The sequence below is a fragment of the Ferrimonas sediminicola genome (genome assembly GCF_005116715.1).
Lineage (GTDB): Bacteria > Pseudomonadota > Gammaproteobacteria > Enterobacterales > Shewanellaceae > Ferrimonas > Ferrimonas sediminicola.
This window is the reverse complement of record NZ_SWCI01000004.1, coordinates 156,196-174,203: the sequence shown is the minus strand read 5'-3', so window position 1 is coordinate 174,203 and position 18,008 is coordinate 156,196. Positions and strand designations below refer to the sequence as shown.

The following is an 18,008-nucleotide window of genomic DNA, read 5'->3' as shown; positions in this document are numbered from 1 at the left end:
CGCTTGTGGGATAATCAAATCCGTCGCATTATGGGTGGGATTTAGGGCGAGGGAGTGTCGCGGTTTGTACGGTAAGTAACCGCCTTGGAGACGCCTGGCCCAGACCAGAATCCAAGGAGTGCAAGGTGAAGGTGAAGATCTGGGACGGGATGGTCCGACTGTTTCACTGGGGGACGGTTTTGCTGCTGCCCTTATGCTGGTACACCGCCGAGACCGGACTGATGGAGTGGCACATGACCTGTGCCTACCTGATGATGACGCTGCTGTTGATGCGGTTGTTGTGGGGCTTCATTGGCACCACCACCGCCCGCTTCGATCACTTCCTGCGCCGCCCTGGCGCCGTGATCCACTATCTGGTCCACTGGCGACACCATAAACGCCCCTACTTTGGTCACAACCCGGCCGGGGGCTACATGGTGGTGGTGATGCTGCTGTTGCTGATGGCCCAGGTGGTCACCGGGCTGTTCGCCACCGATGATATCCTCACCGAAGGCCCCCTCTCCGGTTACGTCAGCGGCCAGGTCGCTTCCATCCTGACCTCGCTGCATCACCAGATCTTCAACCTGATCCTGGCCAGCATCGCACTTCACCTGACGGCGATCCTGTTCTACCGCCTGAACGGGGTCAACCTGGTGGAAGCGATGGTGACCGGCTACGGATTTACCGCCGAGGGGCGCCGCTGCAATGCCAAGGCGCCGGTGAGGTGGATGCTGCCGCTGACCCTCACCTCCAGCCTGGTGCTGTTCGGGCTGATCCTGCCACTGTGGTAACTCGGACAGAAAAAAGGCTGCTTTGGCAGCCCTTTTTTGGTCGCGACCGATCAGTCTCGCTTGAACTGATCATGGCAGCCTTTGCAGCTCTTGCCGGTGGTGCCAAACGCCTGCCCGATGGCGTCGACATCGCCGCCGGCTGACACCCTGGCCAGTTCGCTGGAGGCTTGCTGGAACTCCTTGGCGATGCGGTTGAACTTGGCGTTGTCGCTCCAGACCGAGGCCAGCGCTTCGGTGTCTCCCTGGTTGGAGCCGGCCACCTTGAACGCCTCAAAGGGGATGTTGGCCAGCAGTGCCAGGTGTTTGGCACGGCGCTGGAAGGCGTCGCTGTCCATCGCTTTCTTGCCCTTGAGCATGGCGTGCATGTCGCCGAAGTTTTCCTTAATCAGCTGAAAGGCGTGTTGACGGTACTGGATGGCGTCGTCGGCGCTGTTGAAGGCGCCCTCGGCAGCGACGGACCCTGTCGCGGTCAGCAGAGCCGCCAGCAGCATAGAACTTCTTGTCATTGTTACCTATTCCCTATGGTTGTTTTACTGATGTGAATAGTAACCTGTAATTGTATCCGTGACCAAGCTCACAAATGTTTCTGAAAATGGCTCGATCTCTCAGTCGGGAAAATAGTGCTGGTCTTCGTACTGCTGTAACGGTGTAATGCTACGGCATTACATGTGGAGTCAAGACGATATGGAATCTGAGTATTGGGATGGGGCGGTAGACCTCATCGCTGAACTGAATGGTAAGGCGTCACTGGAGTCGCTGTTTTCCCTGCTGTTGACCCCGGATGAACGGGAGGCTTTCGGCGCCCGCCTGGCGGTGTTCCGGGCGCTGCTCCAGGGCCAGATGACCCAGAGGCAGATCGCGTCGAGCCTGAATGTCAGCATTGCCACCATCACTCGCTGCTCAAACACATTAAAACATCTGCCCGAACCCCAGCGCGCCCTGATGCAGCAGCTGTTGCTGGGACCCAGTTAACGAGTTGAAACGGAGAGATCGATGTCAGAAGTAGTATTGGAGACATCAGCAAAACAGGCCTCACCAGGCATTCTGGGTGGGGCGATGATCATTGCCGGCACCGCCATCGGCGCCGGCATGCTGTCACTGCCGGTGATGAGCGCCGGCATGTGGTTTGGGTGGTCGACCCTCATCCTCGCCCTCTGCTGCTACTGCTGCTACAGCTCCGCCATGTACCTGGCCGAGGCCAACCTGAACTACCATCCGGGCGCCAGTTACGCCACCATGGCCAGGGATACCCTGGGGCGCACCGGGGCGCTGGTGGCCTTGTGTACCGTCGGTTTCGTCAGCTACATTCTCTGCTATGCCTACATCTCCGGGGGCTCCTCGGTCCTGGCGTCCAGCCTGAAATCCGGTTTCGGCCTGAGCCTGGCCAACTGGCAGGCGGGCCTGTTGTTTGGTGTGGTGCTTGGCGGCATAGTGCTGCTCGGCTCCCGTGCGGTGGATCGGGTGAGCACCATCATGATCGGCGCCATGGTGATCACCTTCATCACCTCCACCGGCCTGCTCTCTGCCGAGGTGACCACATCCAACCTGTTCCCCGAGGTGGGGATGGGTGAGACCCTGCCCTATGTGTGGATGGGCATTCCGGTGCTGGCGCTGAGCTTCGGCTACCACAGCACCGTTCCCAGTATCGTTAAGCACTATGGCATGGACATCGGCAAATCCCGTCAGGCGATTCTCGGCGGCAGCCTGTTGGCGCTGGCTATCTACGCCCTGTGGCAGTTTGCCATCCTGGGCACGGTGTCCCGCACCGATTTCGCCCAGGTGGTGGCGTCCGGCGGCAATGTCAGTGCCCTGGTCGGTGCCGTGGGCGGTGCCGTGGATGGGCAGTTTATCGACACCCTGCTGAGCTTCTTTGCCAAGTTTGCCCTGGCCAGCTCCTTCCTGGGGGTGGCCCTGGGGCTGCTGGACTTCATCAAGGATCAGCTGAGGCTGGGTGACGGTCTCAGGGACACCGCCATCGCCGGGGCGGTGACCTTCCTGCCGCCGCTGATCCTCGGTGTGGTCATCCCCGACGGCTTTATCGTGGCCATCGGCTACGCATCGCTGCTGGCCAGCATCTTCGTGCTGGTGCTGCCCTGCGCCATTGCCTTGGTGCTGCGCCGTCGCGGCGCCAGCGAGGGGTTCCGTATTGCCGGCGGCAATCTGCGTCTCTACCTGGTGTTGGGCTTCGGCCTGCTGGTGATGCTGTGCGAGAGCCTGGCGTTGGCCGGGATGCTGCCCAGCTTCCCCTGATCTCTGCCGGGGCCCGAGACCATCGGCATCGCTCCTGGGCGGTGCCAAACCTTGTGATCCTGCCGCGAATGGACTATTTCAGCTTCATTGGTTCTTGCCAGTCATCAACCGAGGGCGAGATAAGGCAACATGAGAGGAGAAGGTCTATGGATTGGGAACCGGGCAACATCAATTATCAGGGGCAGGAGAGTGGTGTCCACCGTTGGCAGGTGGATTCCGAACTCACCCTCTACTGGCATCCGGACTGGCTGCACCTGGCCGAGGACATCACCGGGCTGCATCACCGGGTGCCGCTGGAGGTGCCTCAGGGTGAGACGGCCAGTGAGGCACATGCCTTGAAAGCGGTGGAGAGAGTGGTCAAAACCCGACGGGGTGGCGACTGAAGTGCACCATCAGTCCGGGCTCCCCCCCCCTTGGCCCTGTGCCACTGGGGGGCTGCAGGCCCACTTGAGCATCACCGGTCCGACGATGGTGGTCAGGGTGATCACCAGCACCAGCAGGGTAAACCCTTCGGCTCCCAGAAGGTTGACCTGGCGCCCCATCTCCGCAAACACCAGTCCCACCTCGCCTCGCGGCACCATGGCACTGCCCAGCATCATCTTTTGGCGCCAGCTTGCAGCGATCCACAGTCCGCACTGAAGTTTGGCCAGTACCGCGGCGGTGGTGAGGGCCAGCGCCACCACCAGGAAGGCGGGCGTCAGCGCATGCTGGCTCAGATCGATGCTCAGGCCGACGTAGCTGAAGAACAGTGGGGCCAGGACGTCATTCAGCGGGCCGGAGGCATGCTCAAGTTGCCGGGTAAAGGAGAAGGGGTTGACCAGCCATTTGGACCAGGGAGAGGTGAAGTGGCGAGATACCCCCAGGCCGGCGGCAAAGCCACCCAGCAGCGGCGGGGTGCCGCACAGGTAGGCGAGCCAACCAAACAGGCAGATCAGCAGCAGCACGGTGCTGGCATGGAAGCCCGGTAGCAGGTCCCGCTTGGCCAGGGGTTTGAGCAGGTAGATCAGCACCCGGGTGGCCACCGGTGCCAGCATCAGGAACAGCACAATGGTGACCAGCTGCAGAAACAGGCGCGTCGGTTCCAGATCGCCGTTGGACAGGCTGAACATCAACCCCAGAAGCAGCACGCCGAGGACGTCGTCGATGATGGCCGCGCCCAGTATGGTATGGCCCATCACCCCTCTGTCCTGATGATTGAGGCGAAGCACTCGCATGGCGATGCCTATGCTGGTGGCGGTCAGGGCGACCCCGAAGAACAGCGCCTCCAGAGGCGGGGCGGGCAGCAGCCAGTGCACCATGGGGGGGATCACCATCGCCGGCACCAGCACGCCGCTGAGGGCGACCGTCAATACCCTGGGACCGCTGTGCATCAGGCGCTTGATCGAGGTCTCGCAGCCGATAACGAACATCAGGGTCACCACCCCCAGCTCCGCCAGGTTCTGCAGCTGCAAATGGGGCTGCACCCAGCCCAGCAGCGAGGGTCCCAACACCAGTCCGGCACTCAGCTCCCCGACCACGGCAGGCAACCCGAGATGCCAGCACAGCTGGGCCAGGATCTTGGCCAGCAGCAGCATCAGCAGCAGACTCAGCAGGAAGGTGTCCAGGTGCATGGGGTCTCCACAGCGGCGCAAAGGTGGGGCGCCCGACATCAGTTAGGCTATGTTTAAATCATAGAATTTCTTCGCAACTCCGGTGTTTCAATGCACTACTCGAAGGGGGAACTATGAGCAAGATGTTGATCGTGGCTCCCAGGGATGACAACCAATTTGACGCCTTGGCCAAGGGAGTGGAGCTGGCGCAAACACTGAAGATGGAGCCGGAAGTGGTGGGCTACTGTCATGAGTCCATGCCCGCCGTTGACGGCATGACTCCCGAACTGGTGGAGTCGATAAAGAACCGGCTGATGTCGGATCTGAATGACAGCTTGCGCACCCGGGTCGCCCAACTGGGCGGCGGGGTGCCGGTGACGGTGCGCTGGGCCGAATACCTGGCGGAAGACGTCACCGACCTGGCTGACCAGGGGGCGTCGCTGATCGTCAAGGCCTACCGCAAGAGTGATCATCTGCTGCCCACCGACTGGCACCTGATCCGTCAGACCCGGGTGCCGCTGATGCTGCTGACCGACAATCATCGGGCCAGGGCCGAGGATGTGCTGGTGGCCCTGGACCTCGGTGGCAAGAATGAGGCCAAGCAGATGCTCAATCAGCAGTTGCTGCACCATGCCAAGGCGCTGGTGGCGGCCACCGGTGGTGAGCTGCACCTGGCCTACGTGGTGCACCTGTCCCAGGTGATCCGCGATCTGGAGGTGATCGACACCCGTCAGCTGGTGAAGGATGTCTACCGGCAGCATGCGCTGCTGCTGGAGTCCCTGGGGCTGCCCAAGGACAACATCCATGTGATGGTGGGGGATGAGGGCCGTTGCCTGCCGCAGCTGGCGGCCAAGTTGCAGGTGGGCTACTTCGTCATCGGCGCCCGTCAGCGCAAGGGGTTACTGGGGTATGTGATGGGCAATACCGCCGAGGAGATCCTCAGCAAGATGCACAGCCACCTGCTGGTGGTGCCCCACTTCGATCAGTAGGCCAGGCGCGGCAGGCCCTGTGGTCAGCGACACTCGGTAAACGAAAAACGGCAGCCTGGGCTGCCGTTTCCTGTCGGATCCTAGTGGCAGCCGCAGCCGCCGTGACCCTCTTCGTGGCTGCCGCACTCGCCGGTGCCGCCGCAGCACTCATGGTCGTCACCCTTGTCGCCGCAGCCACCGCCACAGCAACCGCCGGCCGCATGGATGTGGCCGTGGGCGATCTCCTCCTCGGTGGCGGCCCGCACTTCGACCACCTCCACTTCGAACTGCAGGGTCACGCCCGCTAGGGGGTGGTTGCCATCGACCACCACGCTGTCGTCACGCACCTCGGCTACCACCACGGGCGCTGGACCCTGGTCGGTTTCCGCCATGAAGCGCATGCCGGGGGTGATATCTTCGATTTCGCCGAAGGCGGCCAGAGGCACCTCCTGTTTCAGGCCCTCCTGGTAGGGGCCGTACGCCTGCTCGGGGGCCACGCTGGCCTCCAGCTTGTCGCCGGCGGCCTTGTCAGTCAGTTGCGCTTCCAGGCCTGGGATCAGGTTGTTGGCACCGTGCAGATACTGCATGGGCTGACCGCCGAAGGAGTCTTCGATCAGTTCGCCTTCGCCGTCGCGCAGACGGTAGTGCAGGGTAACGACGGTATGGGCAGCAATTTTCATCCGGAACTCCAAAGCAGATGAGTGTAAAAGGCCAAATCATACGGCTTTCACCCCGGTCACACCATGACTGAGGCAACATTTTTATCGCCCCGGGAGGATTCAGAGGCGGCACTCGGGGCGATAGGGACGGATATCCGGATAGATGCCGTCGCGGATCTGGCTCTGCAGCCCCTGCCAGTACTCCGCCCTGAGCAGATCCCGGTGCTGGGCCATAAAGCTCTTGCGGATCTCCGGCCGGCCCAGAAGGAAGCGGCCAAACTCCTCGGGAAAGATGTCCTTGGGACCCACGGAGTACCAGGGTTCGGCGGCCAGCTCATCCTCCGGGTAGCGGGGTGGGGGGATCTCCCGGAAGTTGCAATCGGTCATGTAGTCGATCTCGTCGTAGTCGTAGAACACCACCCGGCCGTGGCGGGTGACGCCGAAGTTTTTGAACAGCATGTCGCCGGGAAAGATGTTGGCGGCGGCCAGCTGCTTGATGGCGTTCCCATACTCACCGATAGCCCGGTGAACATGGAGGTCGTCGGCGCCATCCAGGTAGATGTTCAGCGGGGTCATCCTGCGCTCGATATAGAGGTGGCGGATGATGATGCGGTCGCCGTCCAGTTCCACTTCCGACGGGGCACAGGACTGCAGCTCCTCGAGCAGGGTCGGACTGAATCGGTGGCGGGGGAAGGCGAAGTTGCTGAACTCCTGGGTGTCGGCCATCCGCCCCACCCGGTCGTGCTCCTTCACCAGGTTGTACTTCTCCCTGACCTCGGCCTTATTGCTCTCTTTGGGTGGCGCGAAGCTGTCCTTGATCAGCTTGAACACCACGTCGTAGGAGGGCAGGGTAAACACGCTCATCACCATCCCCTTGATCCCTGGTGCGATCACAAACTGGTCGCTGCTGCCGTTGAGGTGGTGGAGAAAGTCGCGGTAGAACTCGGTTTTACCGTGCTTTTGCAGGCCGATGGCGCTGTAGAGCTCCGCCCAGGACTTGTTGGGCATCAGGTGGCGCAGGTAGCGGATCAGCAGGGCTGGACGGTCGGTCTCCACCATGAAGTAGGCCCGGGTAAAGCTGAAGATCACCGAGCAGTCGTCCTGGCGGGTGATCACCGCGTCCAGTGACAGGCCGCCGTCGCCGTGGCGGATGGGCAGGATCAGCGGCGATTCCCCCCGGTGGCCAATCAGCCTGCCCACCAGGTAGGCCCCCTTGTTGCGGTAGAACACCGGCTTGAGAAACTCCACGTCATGCACCTGCAGCCGGTCAATCAGGGGAGTCAGGCGGTCACACAGCCTGGTCAGATCGCTGTCCACCTCCTCGAAGGCGCCGAGCAGTCGGGCGTAGCCCAGGGCGCGGCGAAACGCTTCCCTGGGACGCTCCCCCAGGCTGAAGCGCCAGCACAGCTGGTGGGGGGCGAAGGGCGCCCGCCGGGCACTGCTGGTGTGGATGTAGAGGTGCTGATTGTCCAGGCCACGGTGACGGAACAGCCGGGAGAAGACCGAATTGAAAAAGGTTTCCGCCAGCTCCGCCTGGGGATGCCCCTGCAGCAACTCGCTGTACTCCCCTTTGGCGGTACGCCACAGCTCGGTGGAGATGGTGAGGCTGTCCAGGCGCGCCATCAGGGCGGCCACGGTGTCCGATACCCGTTGGCTGTAGATATGGATCCGTTGCTTTTGGGCCCGCTGAACTCCGGCCCAGTCCGCCGCCAGGAACCGTTCCGGGGCGCCGGCATTGACGCGGGAAAAGATCCGGTAGTGTTGATCAAAGCCGGTGAGAATTCGGTAGGCGATCCGTTTCGGCGTGCCCTTGTCCATCTTTGGTACTCCTTACCTGACTGCGGGACCTGCACTGACTAACCTACCTTGCCCCCCCTTGCTTCTCAACGGGATTTCATTACCCTTGGCGCAAACGCCAGCCTAGTGCGAGGAGAGAGTATGGAGTTGACCTTTATTCTGGTGTCCCCCGCCCGGGGAGAAAACGTCGGGGCGGTGGCCCGGGCGATGAAGACCATGGGCTTCGAGCGGCTGCGCATCGTGGCGTCCCAGGCCCACCTCTCCGACGAGGCGGGCTGGGTCGCCCACGGCAGCCAGGAGCTGCTGAGGCAGGCTCAGGGGTTCGATACCCTGGCGCAGGCGGTGGCGGACCAGGACCTGGTGATCGCCAGTACTGCCCGCCGCCGGGGTGACAAACGGGTACTGCACACCCCGGCCCAGGCGGCCGCCCAGGTGGCTGTCCTGGGGGCGGCAGCGCCCAGGACGGCCCTGGTGTTTGGCTGCGAGGAGTCCGGACTGTCCAATGCCGATCTGGCCTTGGCGGACCTGCTGACCACCATTCCCCTGGCCAACCCCTATCCCTCCCTGAACCTGGCCCAGGCGGCCATGCTGTACGCCTACGAGTTCTCCAAGGTGGCCGAGGCGCCCAGGCCCGAACCGGCTGGCGAGGGGCAATTGACCGCGCTGAAACAGCGGTCCATAAGTTTGATGAATGATTTGAATCTGGCTGACAATGATCCCGTCCGGCTCTGGCTTAAGGATAGAATTGGACTTTTAAATCAAAGGGATGTGTCAATGGCACACACCCTGGTAGGCGACATCGAAAAGGCCCTGAAAAAATAGTCCTTGACTCTTTTGCTGCTTTCAGTTCAAGTAACAGGCAAGACAAATTTAAAGGTTTATTCACAAAAACGATGCTAAATATGCACGCTGTAATCACCACCATTATCGTGATTACTGGCACCGGTACCACCGGTGGCGGGGCGGGCTGCTAGTATCTGAAGAACCTAAGATTCAGTTACCAGAAAGCCCGCTCCCAAAGCGGGCTTTCTTCGTTTTGGGCAGGGCACAACAGGAGAGACGAGATGAAGGTGATGAAGTTCGGGGGCTCTTCCCTGGCCAGTGCAGAGCGGTTTGCCCAGGTGGCGTCCCTGGCGCGGGAGAGCGTCGAGGGGTTCTCCCTGGCCCTGGTATTGTCCGCTCCCAAGGGGGTGACCAATGCACTGGAGGCGGCAGTGCACAAGGCGGTGGCCGGATACAGCGATGAGCTGCTGGCCCCGGTGCGTCAGACCCTGGACGAGCTCGCCGGTGGTGCCGAACTCGCTCTCGAGGCGCGACAATCCCTGGAGGCCCTGTGGGAGCAGGAGCTGGCCCAGGTTGCCCAGAAGCTTCAGGGGGTGGCCCTGCTGGGACGCTGCCCCGAGGAGGTGGTGGCCGAGGTGATGGTGGTGGGCGAGCGTCTGTCGGTGCACATGATGCTGGCGCTGCTCAGCGCCCGTGGCGAGCGCTGCGCCCTGCTGGAGCCTCGCCGTTACCTGGTGGCCCGGGGCGAGCCCCTGGATGCCCAGGTGGATATCGAAGCCTCCCGCCAGCGCCTGGCCTCCCTGCCGGTGGGCGAGTACCGCTTCTGGGTGATGCCCGGCTTTACCGCCTGCAATGAGCAGGGCCAGACCGTCACCCTGGGCCGCAACGGCTCAGACTACTCCGCCGCCGCCCTGGCGGCCTGCCTCCACGCCGACAGCTGCGAGATCTGGACCGATGTGGACGGGGTCTACAGCGTGGATCCCAGGTTGGTGCCCGATGCGCGCCTGCTGGAGGAGATGAGCTACAAGGAGGCGATGGAGCTCTCCTACTTCGGTGCCAAGGTGCTGCACCCCAGGACCATCTCTCCCATCGCCCAACACCAGATCCCCTGCCGCATCCGCAATACCCTCAATCCCGAGGCCATGGGCACCCTGATCCATCAGGAGGGCGCCGGCAGTGACGCCGTCAAGGCGGTAAGCCACCTGGCGGATCAGACCATGATCAGCGTCTCCGGCCCGGGAATGAAGGGGATGGTCGGCATGGCCGCCCGGGTATTCGATGCCATGAGTCTGGCGGGGGTCTCCGTCAGCCTGATCACCCAGAGCTCCTCCGAGTACTCCATCTCCTTCTGCGTGGAGCAACAGGATCAGGAGCTGGCGGTGCAGGCGCTGGAGGAGACCTTTGCCTTGGAGCTGAAGAGTGACATGCTCGATCCCCTGGAACTGATGCCCGGCATGGCCATCGTCACCCTGGTCGGTGACGGTATGAAGACCCGCAAGGGGGTGGCCGCCCGCTTCTTCCGCTCCCTGGCCCAGGCCTCCATCAACATCGCCGCCATCGCCCAGGGCAGCTCAGAGCGGGCCATCTCGGCGGTGATCCAGAACGACGATGCCGCCGCCGCCCTGCGTATCTGCCACCAGAACTTTTTCGACAGCCGCCGCTACATCGACGTGTTGCTGGTGGGCTGTGGCCAGGTGGGGGCCGAGCTGCTGAATCAGATCAGCCAGCAACAGCAGGCCCTGAATGACCACCATGTGGCCCTGAGGGTGTGCGGGGTGGCCAACTCCCGTCAGATGCTGTTGGACGCCGATGGCCTGGTGCTGGACAACTGGCGGGAGCGGCTGGAGGTGGAGGGCAAACCTATGTGCCTGGAAGCGCTGTTCACCTTTGCTCACGATGCCAAACTGACCAACCCGGTGCTGGTGGACTGCTCCGCCAGTGACGCACTCGGGGCCCGTTACCTGGACGCCATGAACGCCGGTTTGCACGTGGTCACCCCCAACAAGAAAGCCAACACCGCCGACATGGGCTACTACCGCGCCCTGCGCCAGGTGGCCCGTGACCAGCGTCGCCAATTCCTCTATGAGACCAATGTGGGCGCCGGCCTGCCGGTGATCGACAACCTGCAGGGGTTGCTGCGAGCCGGTGACGAACTGCACAGCTTCGGCGGCATCCTCTCCGGCTCCCTCTCCTACATTTTCGGCCTGCTGGAGGAGGGGGTCTCCCTGTCCGAGGCCACCGCCTCCGCCCGGGAGAAGGGGTTCACCGAGCCGGATCCCAGGGAGGACCTGGCGGGGATGGACGTGGCCCGCAAGGTGTTGATCCTGGCCCGGGAGGCGGGGATGGCACTGGAGATGGAGGATCTCCAGGTGGAGAGCGTACTGCCCGAGAGCTTCGACGCCTCCGGCGACACCGAGGCCTTCATGGCCAGGCTGCCCGGGGCGGACGCCGAGGTGGCCGAGATGGTGGCCGCCGCCAGGGCCGAGGGTAAGGTGCTGCGTTATGTGGGCGCCATCGACGCCGACGGACGTTGCCGGGTGTCGGTGCAGGCGGTGGGGCCGGAGCATCCTCTGTTCGCCATCAAGGGCGGGGAGAACGCCCTGGCGTTCTACAGTCGCTACTACCAGCCGCTGCCCTTCGTATTGCGGGGGTATGGCGCCGGCACCGAGGTGACCGCCGCCGGTGTCTTCGCCGACATCCTGCGTACCCAGGCTTGGCAGAAGGAGGGCTGAGATGGCCAGAGTGACCGCTTACGCCCCGGCATCCATGGGCAACGTCAGTGTCGGCTTCGATCTGCTGGGCGCCGCCCTGCAGCCGGTGGACGGCACCCTTCTCGGGGACAGGGTCAGTGTCGAGGAGGCGGCCCTGCCCGCCTTCCGCTGCTGTGGCCCCTACCAGGATGTGCTGCCCAAGGACCCGGCTCAGAACATCGTCCTCAGGGCGGTGGACGCCTTCTTCAAGGCCAGCGGCCTGGCCTCCCAGCCCCTGGCGCTGACCCTGGAGAAGAACCTGCCGGTCGGCAGCGGCCTGGGCTCCAGTGCCAGCTCGGTGGTGGCCGCTTGTGCCGCCCTTAACCGCTTCTTCGGAGAGCCTCTCTCCCAGGTGGCGCTACTGAAGCTGATGGGGGAGCTGGAGGGGGAGATCTCCGGCTCGGTCCACTACGACAACGTGGCCCCTAGCTACCTGGGGGGCCTGCAGCTGATGGTGGCGGACTTCGCCCGCAAGCTGCCCGCCTTCGACGACTGGTACTGGGTGGTGGCCTATTCGGGCATCAGCCTCTCCACCGCCAAGATGAGGGCGCTGCTGCCGGCTCACTATGACCGGGGCACCACCATCGCCTTTGGCCAGAACCTGGCGGCGTTCGTCGACGCCTGCTACCGTCAGGACCAGGCCCAGGCGCTGGCGATGCTCAAAGATGAATTGGCGGAGCCCTATCGGGCCCCCCATATCCCGGGGTTTGTGGCGGCCAAGGCAGCCCTGACGGAGCTGGGGGCCGAGGCGGTGGGGATCTCCGGCTCCGGTCCCACCCTGTTTAGCGTATGCCGCGATATCGAGACCGCCCGGCAGGCCAAGGCCTACCTGGACAACTGCTACCTGGCCAACGCCAGGGGCTTCGCCCATATCTGCCGGCTGGCGGAGGATGGGGTTATCTACCAGAGCGAGAAGTAACCAATATGGAACTCTATAACCTGAAACATCCCGACCAGACCGTCAGCTTCTCCCAGGCCGTGCGCCAGGGGCTGGGCCGGGACCGGGGGCTGTTCTTCCCCTCCAGCCTGCCCAGGCTGGACAACGTCGATGCCCTGCTGGCGATGCCCTTCGTGGATCGCTCCATCGCCATCCTCAACGCCTGGCTGGGGGAGGAGCTCGGGGAGGAGACGGTGGCGGCCCTGGTGCGGGACGCCTTCACCTTCGAGGCGCCCCTGGCCCAGGTGTGTGATCGCCAGTACTGCCTGGAGCTGTTCCACGGTCCCACCCTGGCGTTCAAGGACTTCGGGGCCCGCTTCCTGGCCCGGGTGCTCTCCCACCTGGCCGGCGATGAGCCCTTGACCATCCTGACTGCCACCTCCGGCGACACCGGCGCCGCCGTGGCCGACGCCTTCTTTGGCCTGGACAACATCCAGGTGGTGATCCTCTACCCCGAGGCGCGCATCAGCCCGCTGCAGGAGAAGATGTTCTGCACCTTGGGCGGCAATATTCGCACCATGGCGGTGGCCGGCAGCTTCGATGATTGCCAGGCCCTGGTGAAGCAGGCGTTCGAGGATGAGCCCCTGAAGCAGGCGATCGGCCTCAACTCCGCCAACTCCATCAACATCGCCCGGCTGCTGGCGCAGATCTGCTACTACTTCGAGGCGCTGGCCCAACTGCCGGCGGAGCGCCGGGAGCAGGCGGTGATCGCCGTACCCAGCGGCAACTTCGGCAACCTGACCGCCGGGCTGCTGGCCAAGGCGATGGGGCTGCCGGTGAAACGCTTTATTGCCGCCACCAACAGCAACGATACCGTGCCCCGCTACCTCGCCAGCGGTCAGTGGCAGGTGCAGCCCACCGTGGCGACCCGCTCCAATGCCATGGATGTGTCCGCCCCCAACAACTGGCCCAGGGTGGAGGCGCTGTGCCAGGCCAAGGGGTGGTCGCTGTCCCAACTGGAGGGGATGGCGGTGTCCGAGGCGGAGTGCGAAACCCAGCTGATCGCCCTCTACAAGGGGGACTATCTGTCCGAGCCCCATGCGGCGGTGGCCAGCCGGGCGCTGTCGCGCTCCCTCAATGAGGAGGAGTGCGGCATCTTCCTGGGGACCGCCCACCCGGCCAAGTTCAAGGAGTCGGTGGATGAGCTGCTGCAGCTGGATCTGCCCCTGCCGCCGGCACTGGCCAGCGCGGCGCAAAAGCCGCTGCTCAGCGAGTCTCTGCCGGCCTCCTTCAAGGCGCTGAGGGCCAGGCTGGTGTGAGTAGCAGCCGAGATAAGCAAAGAGGACGCCGGGCGTCCTCTTTTTTCGAGCGGGGGGCTCAGCCGTAGAGCGATTCGAAGTAGCTTTCCAGGATCAACGCCGCGGAGGTGGCGTCGATGGCGTGCTTCTTCAGGCCGCGGAAGCCGCGGCGCTCAAACAGGTGGGCCTTGGCGTCGGTGGTGGTCAGCCGTTCATCCTGGGTGACCACCTTGACCCCGAAGCGGCCGTGCAGGCGGTTGGCAAACTTGCGTGCCCTCAGGGTCAGCTCCTGCTCGGTGCCGTCCATGTTCAGCGGCAGGCCCACCACCACCAGGCTGGGCTGCCACTCACCGAACAGCTTGGCTACCTCGTCCCAGTTGGGGATGCCGTCGTTGGCCTTGAGGCCGCACAGGGGTTGGGCGGTGCCGGTAATGCTCTGGCCGATGGCCACGCCGATCGCCTTGGTGCCGAAATCGAAGCCGAGGATAGTGTCGCTCATGCGTGACCGATCTCCCCGGACAACTGCCAGGTGTCGATCCCCAGCTTGCGGGTGGCCGCGGCCCATCGCTCTTTGTGGGGGATCTCGAACAGCAGCTCCGGCGTGGCGGGAATGGTGAGCCAGGAGCCCTCGAGGATCTCCTGCTCCAATTGGCCCGCTTCCCAGCCGGCGTAGCCCAGGGCCACCAGGTAGTGATCCGGGGCCTTGCCCTGACCCAGGCTGTCGAGCACGTCCTTGGAACAGGTGACGGTCAGTCGGTCGTTGATGCGGCGGCTGTTGGCGTAGTAGCACTCGCCGCTGTGGAGCACGAAGCCGCGGTCGGGGGTGACCGGACCTCCCAGCAGCACCTGGTTGGCCAGGTTGCTGGGCAGGACGAAGTCCTCCGCCTGCAGTTCCATCTTGCGCAGCAGCTCATCCAGCTCCAGACCGATGGGGTGATTGATGATCAGCCCCATGGCGCCCTCCTCGTCGTGTTCACACAGGTAGGTCACAGAGCGCTTAAACACCTTGTCCTGCAGAGAGGGCATGGCGATCAACAGGTGATCTTTCAGGCTTTGCATGGGTAACTCCTTAACCTCCAGCCAACTTGACCTTGAAGCCCTGTTGCTCCAGCAGCTGCTTGAGCTGGTCGCGCTTGTCGCCCTGGATCTCGATATCGAACTCCTTGACGGCACCGCCGACCCCCATCTTCTTCTTCAGGGTGGCAGCCAGCTTCTTCAGCTTCTTGTCCTCTAAGCCTAGCCCCTTTACTACCATCATTCCCTTGCCTTTGCGGCCCTTTCGGTCCAGGTGGATGCGAACCCAGCCATCGCCCTGTGGCGGCTGGGGTTGTGTCTCTTCCTGGGTTATGCGCCCCTGGTCGGTGCTATATACCAGTTGCGAGTCTTGATTAGAGATCATATCTTGCGGCTTATCAGGTATGGGCCTGCCAGTTTACCAAAATCACACAAGAAAAAGGAAAATCCGCGTCGATGTCCCTGTACAACAGACTGATCTCCTCTCTTGGCATGGGCTCCTGTCAGGTGGATACCCTGCTGGACGCCGATCGTTTTGTCCCCGGGCAGCGGGTGGCCGCCCGGGTACTGGTCAAGGGGGGCGCCATTGGCCAGCATATCCACGGGGTCTACTTTGCTCTGCACTGTCGCTATCAGCAACGGGAGGACAGTCATGTGCAGACCCAGGAGGTGGAGCTGGCCCATTTTCAGCTGCCGGTGGGCCTGACCGTAGGCGCCCGTGAGGAGCTGGAGATCCCCATCGCGTTTCAACTGCCGGAGTTTACCCCCCTGACTATGGGGAAGACCCAGGTGTGGCTCTCCACCGGGCTGGATATCCGCCAGGCGCGGGATCCCAGCGATGAGGATGTTTTGGAGGTGGTGCCTCAGCCTCTGGTGGCAGAGCTGCTGGTGGCGATGACCAGGCTGGGGTTTGTCCAGGACCTGGTGCATACCGAGGCGGTATCGTCGATGGCGCGGGTCTCGGCCCCCTATCTGCAGATGTTTCACTACCATGTGGGGGAGGGGCCGTTTGAGGGGCGCATCGAGGAGATGGAGCTGGCCATCGTGCCGGCGGAGGGTGGGCTCTACCTGCATGCCGAGGCGACCCGTACCGGCCGAGGCATGGCGGCGGCGGTGAGCCGCATCCTGGAGGAGAGTGGCGACCGTCAACGCCGCAGGCTCACCCCGGAACTGGTGGAGAACCTGCAGCAGCACATTGAACAGCTGTTGGTGGACTGAGTCGAACCCTCTCTAGCGGTCGATCTTGGTGAACTTGGAGCCCTCGAAGGTCAGGTTGTACATCAGCCCCTTGTTGGAGAAGATGAAGCCGATGATGGGCTGTCTGAGGGTGTTGCTGTCGAAGGTGCCCCCGGCCCCCAGGGTTGCCACGGCCACCGAGCCATCCACACCCGCCTTCCAGCCCTGGCTGTTGCGGAAGTTGTTCAGTGCCTCAGAGGTCATGAACAGCACCACCTGGCTCTTTACCTGGGCGCCCACCTGCAGGCCGATTGAGGCGGCGGCGGTGGCGTAGTAGTCGGCGGTCCCGCCATTGATCAGCAGCGCGCCCTCGCCATATTCACCGCCAATGCCGAAGCCCGCCTTGTACACTTCGGGCAGTACCAGCACTCCCTGGGCCTTGGCCACCAGCTCCTTGGCCGCCGGTGTCTCCTTGTACAGCTGCTGCAGGGCGGCCTTGACCTTGGCGTCGATCTCCTGCTTGGAGGCCGCGCTGGCGCCAAAGCCCATCAGCAGTGCCACCAGCCCCACAAACCAGTATTTCAGCATTTTCATCTTCTGCCCTCCCATGGGAATCATCCCCTAAGTTATCGTATGAACCATTTAAAAAATATAGGTAAGCATAAAAAATGACCAAGGGTTGTCTCGGTCCAGTTTCCCAGGATGACACCGCCTTGCTGAACCCGGGCTGGCCAGGGTGGGCGTCGGGCTTTAGGGAACCTGAACCCCTGTGTTAAGGTCTTAAACAGTGTATTAACGGATAGGGGTTCCACTATGTTGAAGCGCGCGTTACTTTGGATTGGCATTCTGGCGCTGGCGGGCTGCAGCTCGGTCAGTACCGAGTACGATTATGATGAGAAGGTGGCGTTCGGTGGCTTTACCAAGTGGGCCTGGGTGGAAGCCACCCCGGACAGCGGTTCCGCCAACTATCAGATGGATGGCCTCAATGATCGCCGCATTAGGAATGCCCTGACCGGCCAGTTGGCTGCCGCAGGTCTGTCTCAGGTGCCTGCCTCCGACGCCCAGGTGCTGGTGAACTACCTGACCCAGGTAGAGAAGAAGATCGATGTTGATACTTTCTACACCAGCTTTGGTTACTACCCCTACTACCACAGCCGCCATGGCTACTGGGGAACCGGTGTGCAGGCCGACACCCGGGTACGGGAGTACAAGGAGGGGACTCTGATCGTGGACATCATCGATGCCAAGACCAAGCAACTGTTGTGGCGAGGCAGTGGCACCGATACGGTGAGGAAGAACCTGACTCCGGAGAAGCGCACCGAGCAGGTGCAGAAGGTGGTGGCCGCCATCTTCGAGGGATACCCACCGGGTAAACAGAAGTGATGTCGATGGGCCGGCTGAAAAGTCGGCCTGTTTTTTGCCCTGGCCACGGCAACACCCGCAGGCGGTGGTCGCTGAACAAGGAGGCGTGATGAATCCGGAGGTCGAACAGGTGCTGTTTTTCTGGTTCGGGGAGCTGGAACTGGGGTTGCCCAAAGAACCCAAGGGCAAGTTGTGGTTTGGGGCCGGTGAGGTGATCGACCAGGAGATCCGCACCCACTTCGGCGAACTGCACCAGCGGGCCCTGGCCGGTGAACTGGATGGCTGGGCCGAGGATCCCAGGGGGAGGCTGGCGCTGATCATCCTCCTGGATCAGTTCAGCCGCAACCTCTACCGCGCCCGGGCCGAGGCGTTTGCCGGAGATCAACGGGCCGTGGTCCTGTGCAAGCAGGGGATCGCCCGGGGGATGGACAGGGCACTGAGCCTGTCGGAGAAGCAGTTCTTCTACATGCCGCTGCAGCACTCGGAGTCCCTGGAGGATCAGCGCCTGGGCGTGCAGATGCTGACGTCGATGCTGCAGGGGCTGAACGGACGGGCGCTCACCGAGGCTCAGGGCACCCTGAAATTCCAACAGCTGCACCTGGAGATCATCGAGCGCTTCGGCCGCTTCCCCCACAGGAACCTGGTGCTGGGGCGGCAAAACAGTGCCGCTGAGGCGCTGTACCTTGCCGATGGCGCCCCCAGGTTTGGCCAGTAG

Annotated in this window: 20 protein-coding genes; 12 read left to right on the top strand and 8 right to left on the bottom strand. The window is 63.1% G+C overall.

Annotated elements, in window-relative coordinates; translation table 11 throughout:
- The first annotated feature begins 125 nt into the window (after positions 1-125).
- Entirely contained in the window at positions 126-770 is a 645-nt protein-coding gene (locus FCL40_RS08405; RefSeq protein WP_136852732.1) for a cytochrome b/b6 domain-containing protein, read from the top strand.
- 50 nt (positions 771-820) lie between these two features.
- Here FCL40_RS08405 and FCL40_RS08400 read toward each other — a convergent pair whose 3' ends face one another.
- The gene (locus tag FCL40_RS08400) at positions 821-1,276 is read right to left on the bottom strand and encodes a c-type cytochrome (RefSeq protein ID WP_136852730.1); all 456 of its coding nucleotides are present in this window, start codon (positions 1,274-1,276) and stop codon (positions 821-823) included.
- A gap of 178 nt (positions 1,277-1,454) precedes the next feature.
- Between FCL40_RS08400 and trpR the strand changes: the two genes are divergently transcribed.
- The 3 genes from trpR (at position 1,455) to FCL40_RS08385 (ending at position 3,403) form a co-directional block, all read left to right on the top strand.
- Entirely contained in the window at positions 1,455-1,742 is a 288-nt protein-coding gene (trpR, locus tag FCL40_RS08395) for a trp operon repressor (RefSeq protein ID WP_136852728.1), read from the top strand.
- A gap of 21 nt (positions 1,743-1,763) precedes the next feature.
- The gene (locus tag FCL40_RS08390) at positions 1,764-3,020 is read left to right on the top strand and encodes an amino acid permease (protein WP_136852726.1); all 1,257 of its coding nucleotides are present in this window, start codon (positions 1,764-1,766) and stop codon (positions 3,018-3,020) included.
- A 146-nt stretch (positions 3,021-3,166) separates the two neighbouring features.
- On the top strand, positions 3,167-3,403 hold the full coding sequence (locus FCL40_RS08385; RefSeq protein ID WP_136852725.1) for a hypothetical protein: 237 nt from the start codon (positions 3,167-3,169) through the stop codon (positions 3,401-3,403).
- Between the two features lie 9 nt (positions 3,404-3,412).
- Here the strand turns inward: FCL40_RS08385 and FCL40_RS08380 are convergent, their stop codons facing one another.
- Positions 3,413-4,630 (bottom strand): cation:proton antiporter, encoded by a 1,218-nt coding sequence (locus FCL40_RS08380; protein ID WP_169307047.1) that lies wholly within the window; start codon positions 4,628-4,630, stop codon positions 3,413-3,415.
- A gap of 113 nt (positions 4,631-4,743) precedes the next feature.
- Between FCL40_RS08380 and FCL40_RS08375 the strand changes: the two genes are divergently transcribed.
- Positions 4,744-5,598 carry a universal stress protein gene (locus FCL40_RS08375; protein ID WP_136852721.1) on the top strand — a complete coding sequence of 285 codons (855 nt, stop codon included), beginning with the start codon at positions 4,744-4,746 and terminating at the stop codon, positions 5,596-5,598.
- An 80-nt stretch (positions 5,599-5,678) separates the two neighbouring features.
- Here FCL40_RS08375 and slyD read toward each other — a convergent pair whose 3' ends face one another.
- Together slyD and aceK are read right to left on the bottom strand one after the other, a co-directional pair.
- Positions 5,679-6,257: a peptidylprolyl isomerase gene (gene slyD / locus FCL40_RS08370; RefSeq protein WP_136852719.1), complete on the bottom strand. Its 579-nt coding sequence runs from the start codon at positions 6,255-6,257 to the stop codon at positions 5,679-5,681.
- A gap of 99 nt (positions 6,258-6,356) precedes the next feature.
- Positions 6,357-8,054, bottom strand: a complete 1,698-nt coding sequence (gene aceK / locus FCL40_RS08365; protein WP_136852717.1) for a bifunctional isocitrate dehydrogenase kinase/phosphatase — start codon at positions 8,052-8,054, stop codon at positions 6,357-6,359.
- Positions 8,055-8,174: 120 nt separating this feature from the next.
- Here aceK and FCL40_RS08360 point away from each other — a divergent pair, with 120 nt between their 5' ends.
- The 4 genes from FCL40_RS08360 (at position 8,175) to thrC (ending at position 13,762) form a co-directional block, all read left to right on the top strand.
- Positions 8,175-8,855, top strand: a complete 681-nt coding sequence (locus FCL40_RS08360) for a tRNA/rRNA methyltransferase (RefSeq protein ID WP_136852716.1) — start codon at positions 8,175-8,177, stop codon at positions 8,853-8,855.
- Positions 8,856-9,097: 242 nt separating this feature from the next.
- Positions 9,098-11,548: a bifunctional aspartate kinase/homoserine dehydrogenase I gene (thrA, locus tag FCL40_RS08355; RefSeq protein ID WP_136852714.1), complete on the top strand. Its 2,451-nt coding sequence runs from the start codon at positions 9,098-9,100 to the stop codon at positions 11,546-11,548.
- Position 11,549: 1 nt separating this feature from the next.
- Positions 11,550-12,485, top strand: a complete 936-nt coding sequence (thrB, locus tag FCL40_RS08350) for a homoserine kinase (RefSeq protein WP_136852712.1) — start codon at positions 11,550-11,552, stop codon at positions 12,483-12,485.
- Between the two features lie 5 nt (positions 12,486-12,490).
- A complete protein-coding gene (thrC, locus tag FCL40_RS08345) occupies positions 12,491-13,762 on the top strand; it encodes a threonine synthase (RefSeq protein WP_136852711.1) in 1,272 nt (423 codons plus the stop codon).
- A gap of 58 nt (positions 13,763-13,820) precedes the next feature.
- Here thrC and ruvX read toward each other — a convergent pair whose 3' ends face one another.
- Genes ruvX through yciH form a run of 3 tightly spaced genes read right to left on the bottom strand, consistent with a single transcriptional unit; the run spans position 13,821 to position 15,140 of the window.
- A complete protein-coding gene (gene ruvX, locus FCL40_RS08340; protein WP_136852709.1) occupies positions 13,821-14,240 on the bottom strand; it encodes a Holliday junction resolvase RuvX in 420 nt (139 codons plus the stop codon).
- Complete coding sequence (locus FCL40_RS08335; protein ID WP_136852708.1) at positions 14,237-14,800, bottom strand: YqgE/AlgH family protein; 564 nt, start codon at positions 14,798-14,800, stop codon at positions 14,237-14,239. Before FCL40_RS08335 ends, ruvX begins: the two co-directional genes overlap by 4 nt.
- 10 nt (positions 14,801-14,810) lie before the next feature.
- Positions 14,811-15,140, bottom strand: coding sequence for a stress response translation initiation inhibitor YciH (yciH, locus tag FCL40_RS08330; RefSeq protein WP_136852706.1), 330 nt, complete (start codon positions 15,138-15,140; stop codon positions 14,811-14,813).
- 71 nt (positions 15,141-15,211) lie between these two features.
- Here yciH and FCL40_RS08325 point away from each other — a divergent pair, with 71 nt between their 5' ends.
- Positions 15,212-15,973 (top strand): sporulation protein, encoded by a 762-nt coding sequence (locus FCL40_RS08325; protein ID WP_136852704.1) that lies wholly within the window; start codon positions 15,212-15,214, stop codon positions 15,971-15,973.
- Between the two features lie 12 nt (positions 15,974-15,985).
- On the opposite strand, the gene FCL40_RS08320 is transcribed toward FCL40_RS08325, so the two are convergent.
- Positions 15,986-16,525 (bottom strand): BPSL1445 family SYLF domain-containing lipoprotein, encoded by a 540-nt coding sequence (locus FCL40_RS08320; protein WP_136852702.1) that lies wholly within the window; start codon positions 16,523-16,525, stop codon positions 15,986-15,988.
- A gap of 219 nt (positions 16,526-16,744) precedes the next feature.
- Here FCL40_RS08320 and FCL40_RS08315 point away from each other — a divergent pair, with 219 nt between their 5' ends.
- Together FCL40_RS08315 and FCL40_RS08310 are read left to right on the top strand one after the other, a co-directional pair.
- Positions 16,745-17,314, top strand: coding sequence for a DUF4136 domain-containing protein (locus FCL40_RS08315; protein WP_136852700.1), 570 nt, complete (start codon positions 16,745-16,747; stop codon positions 17,312-17,314).
- A gap of 88 nt (positions 17,315-17,402) precedes the next feature.
- Complete coding sequence (locus FCL40_RS08310; protein WP_136852698.1) at positions 17,403-18,008, top strand: DUF924 family protein; 606 nt, start codon at positions 17,403-17,405, stop codon at positions 18,006-18,008.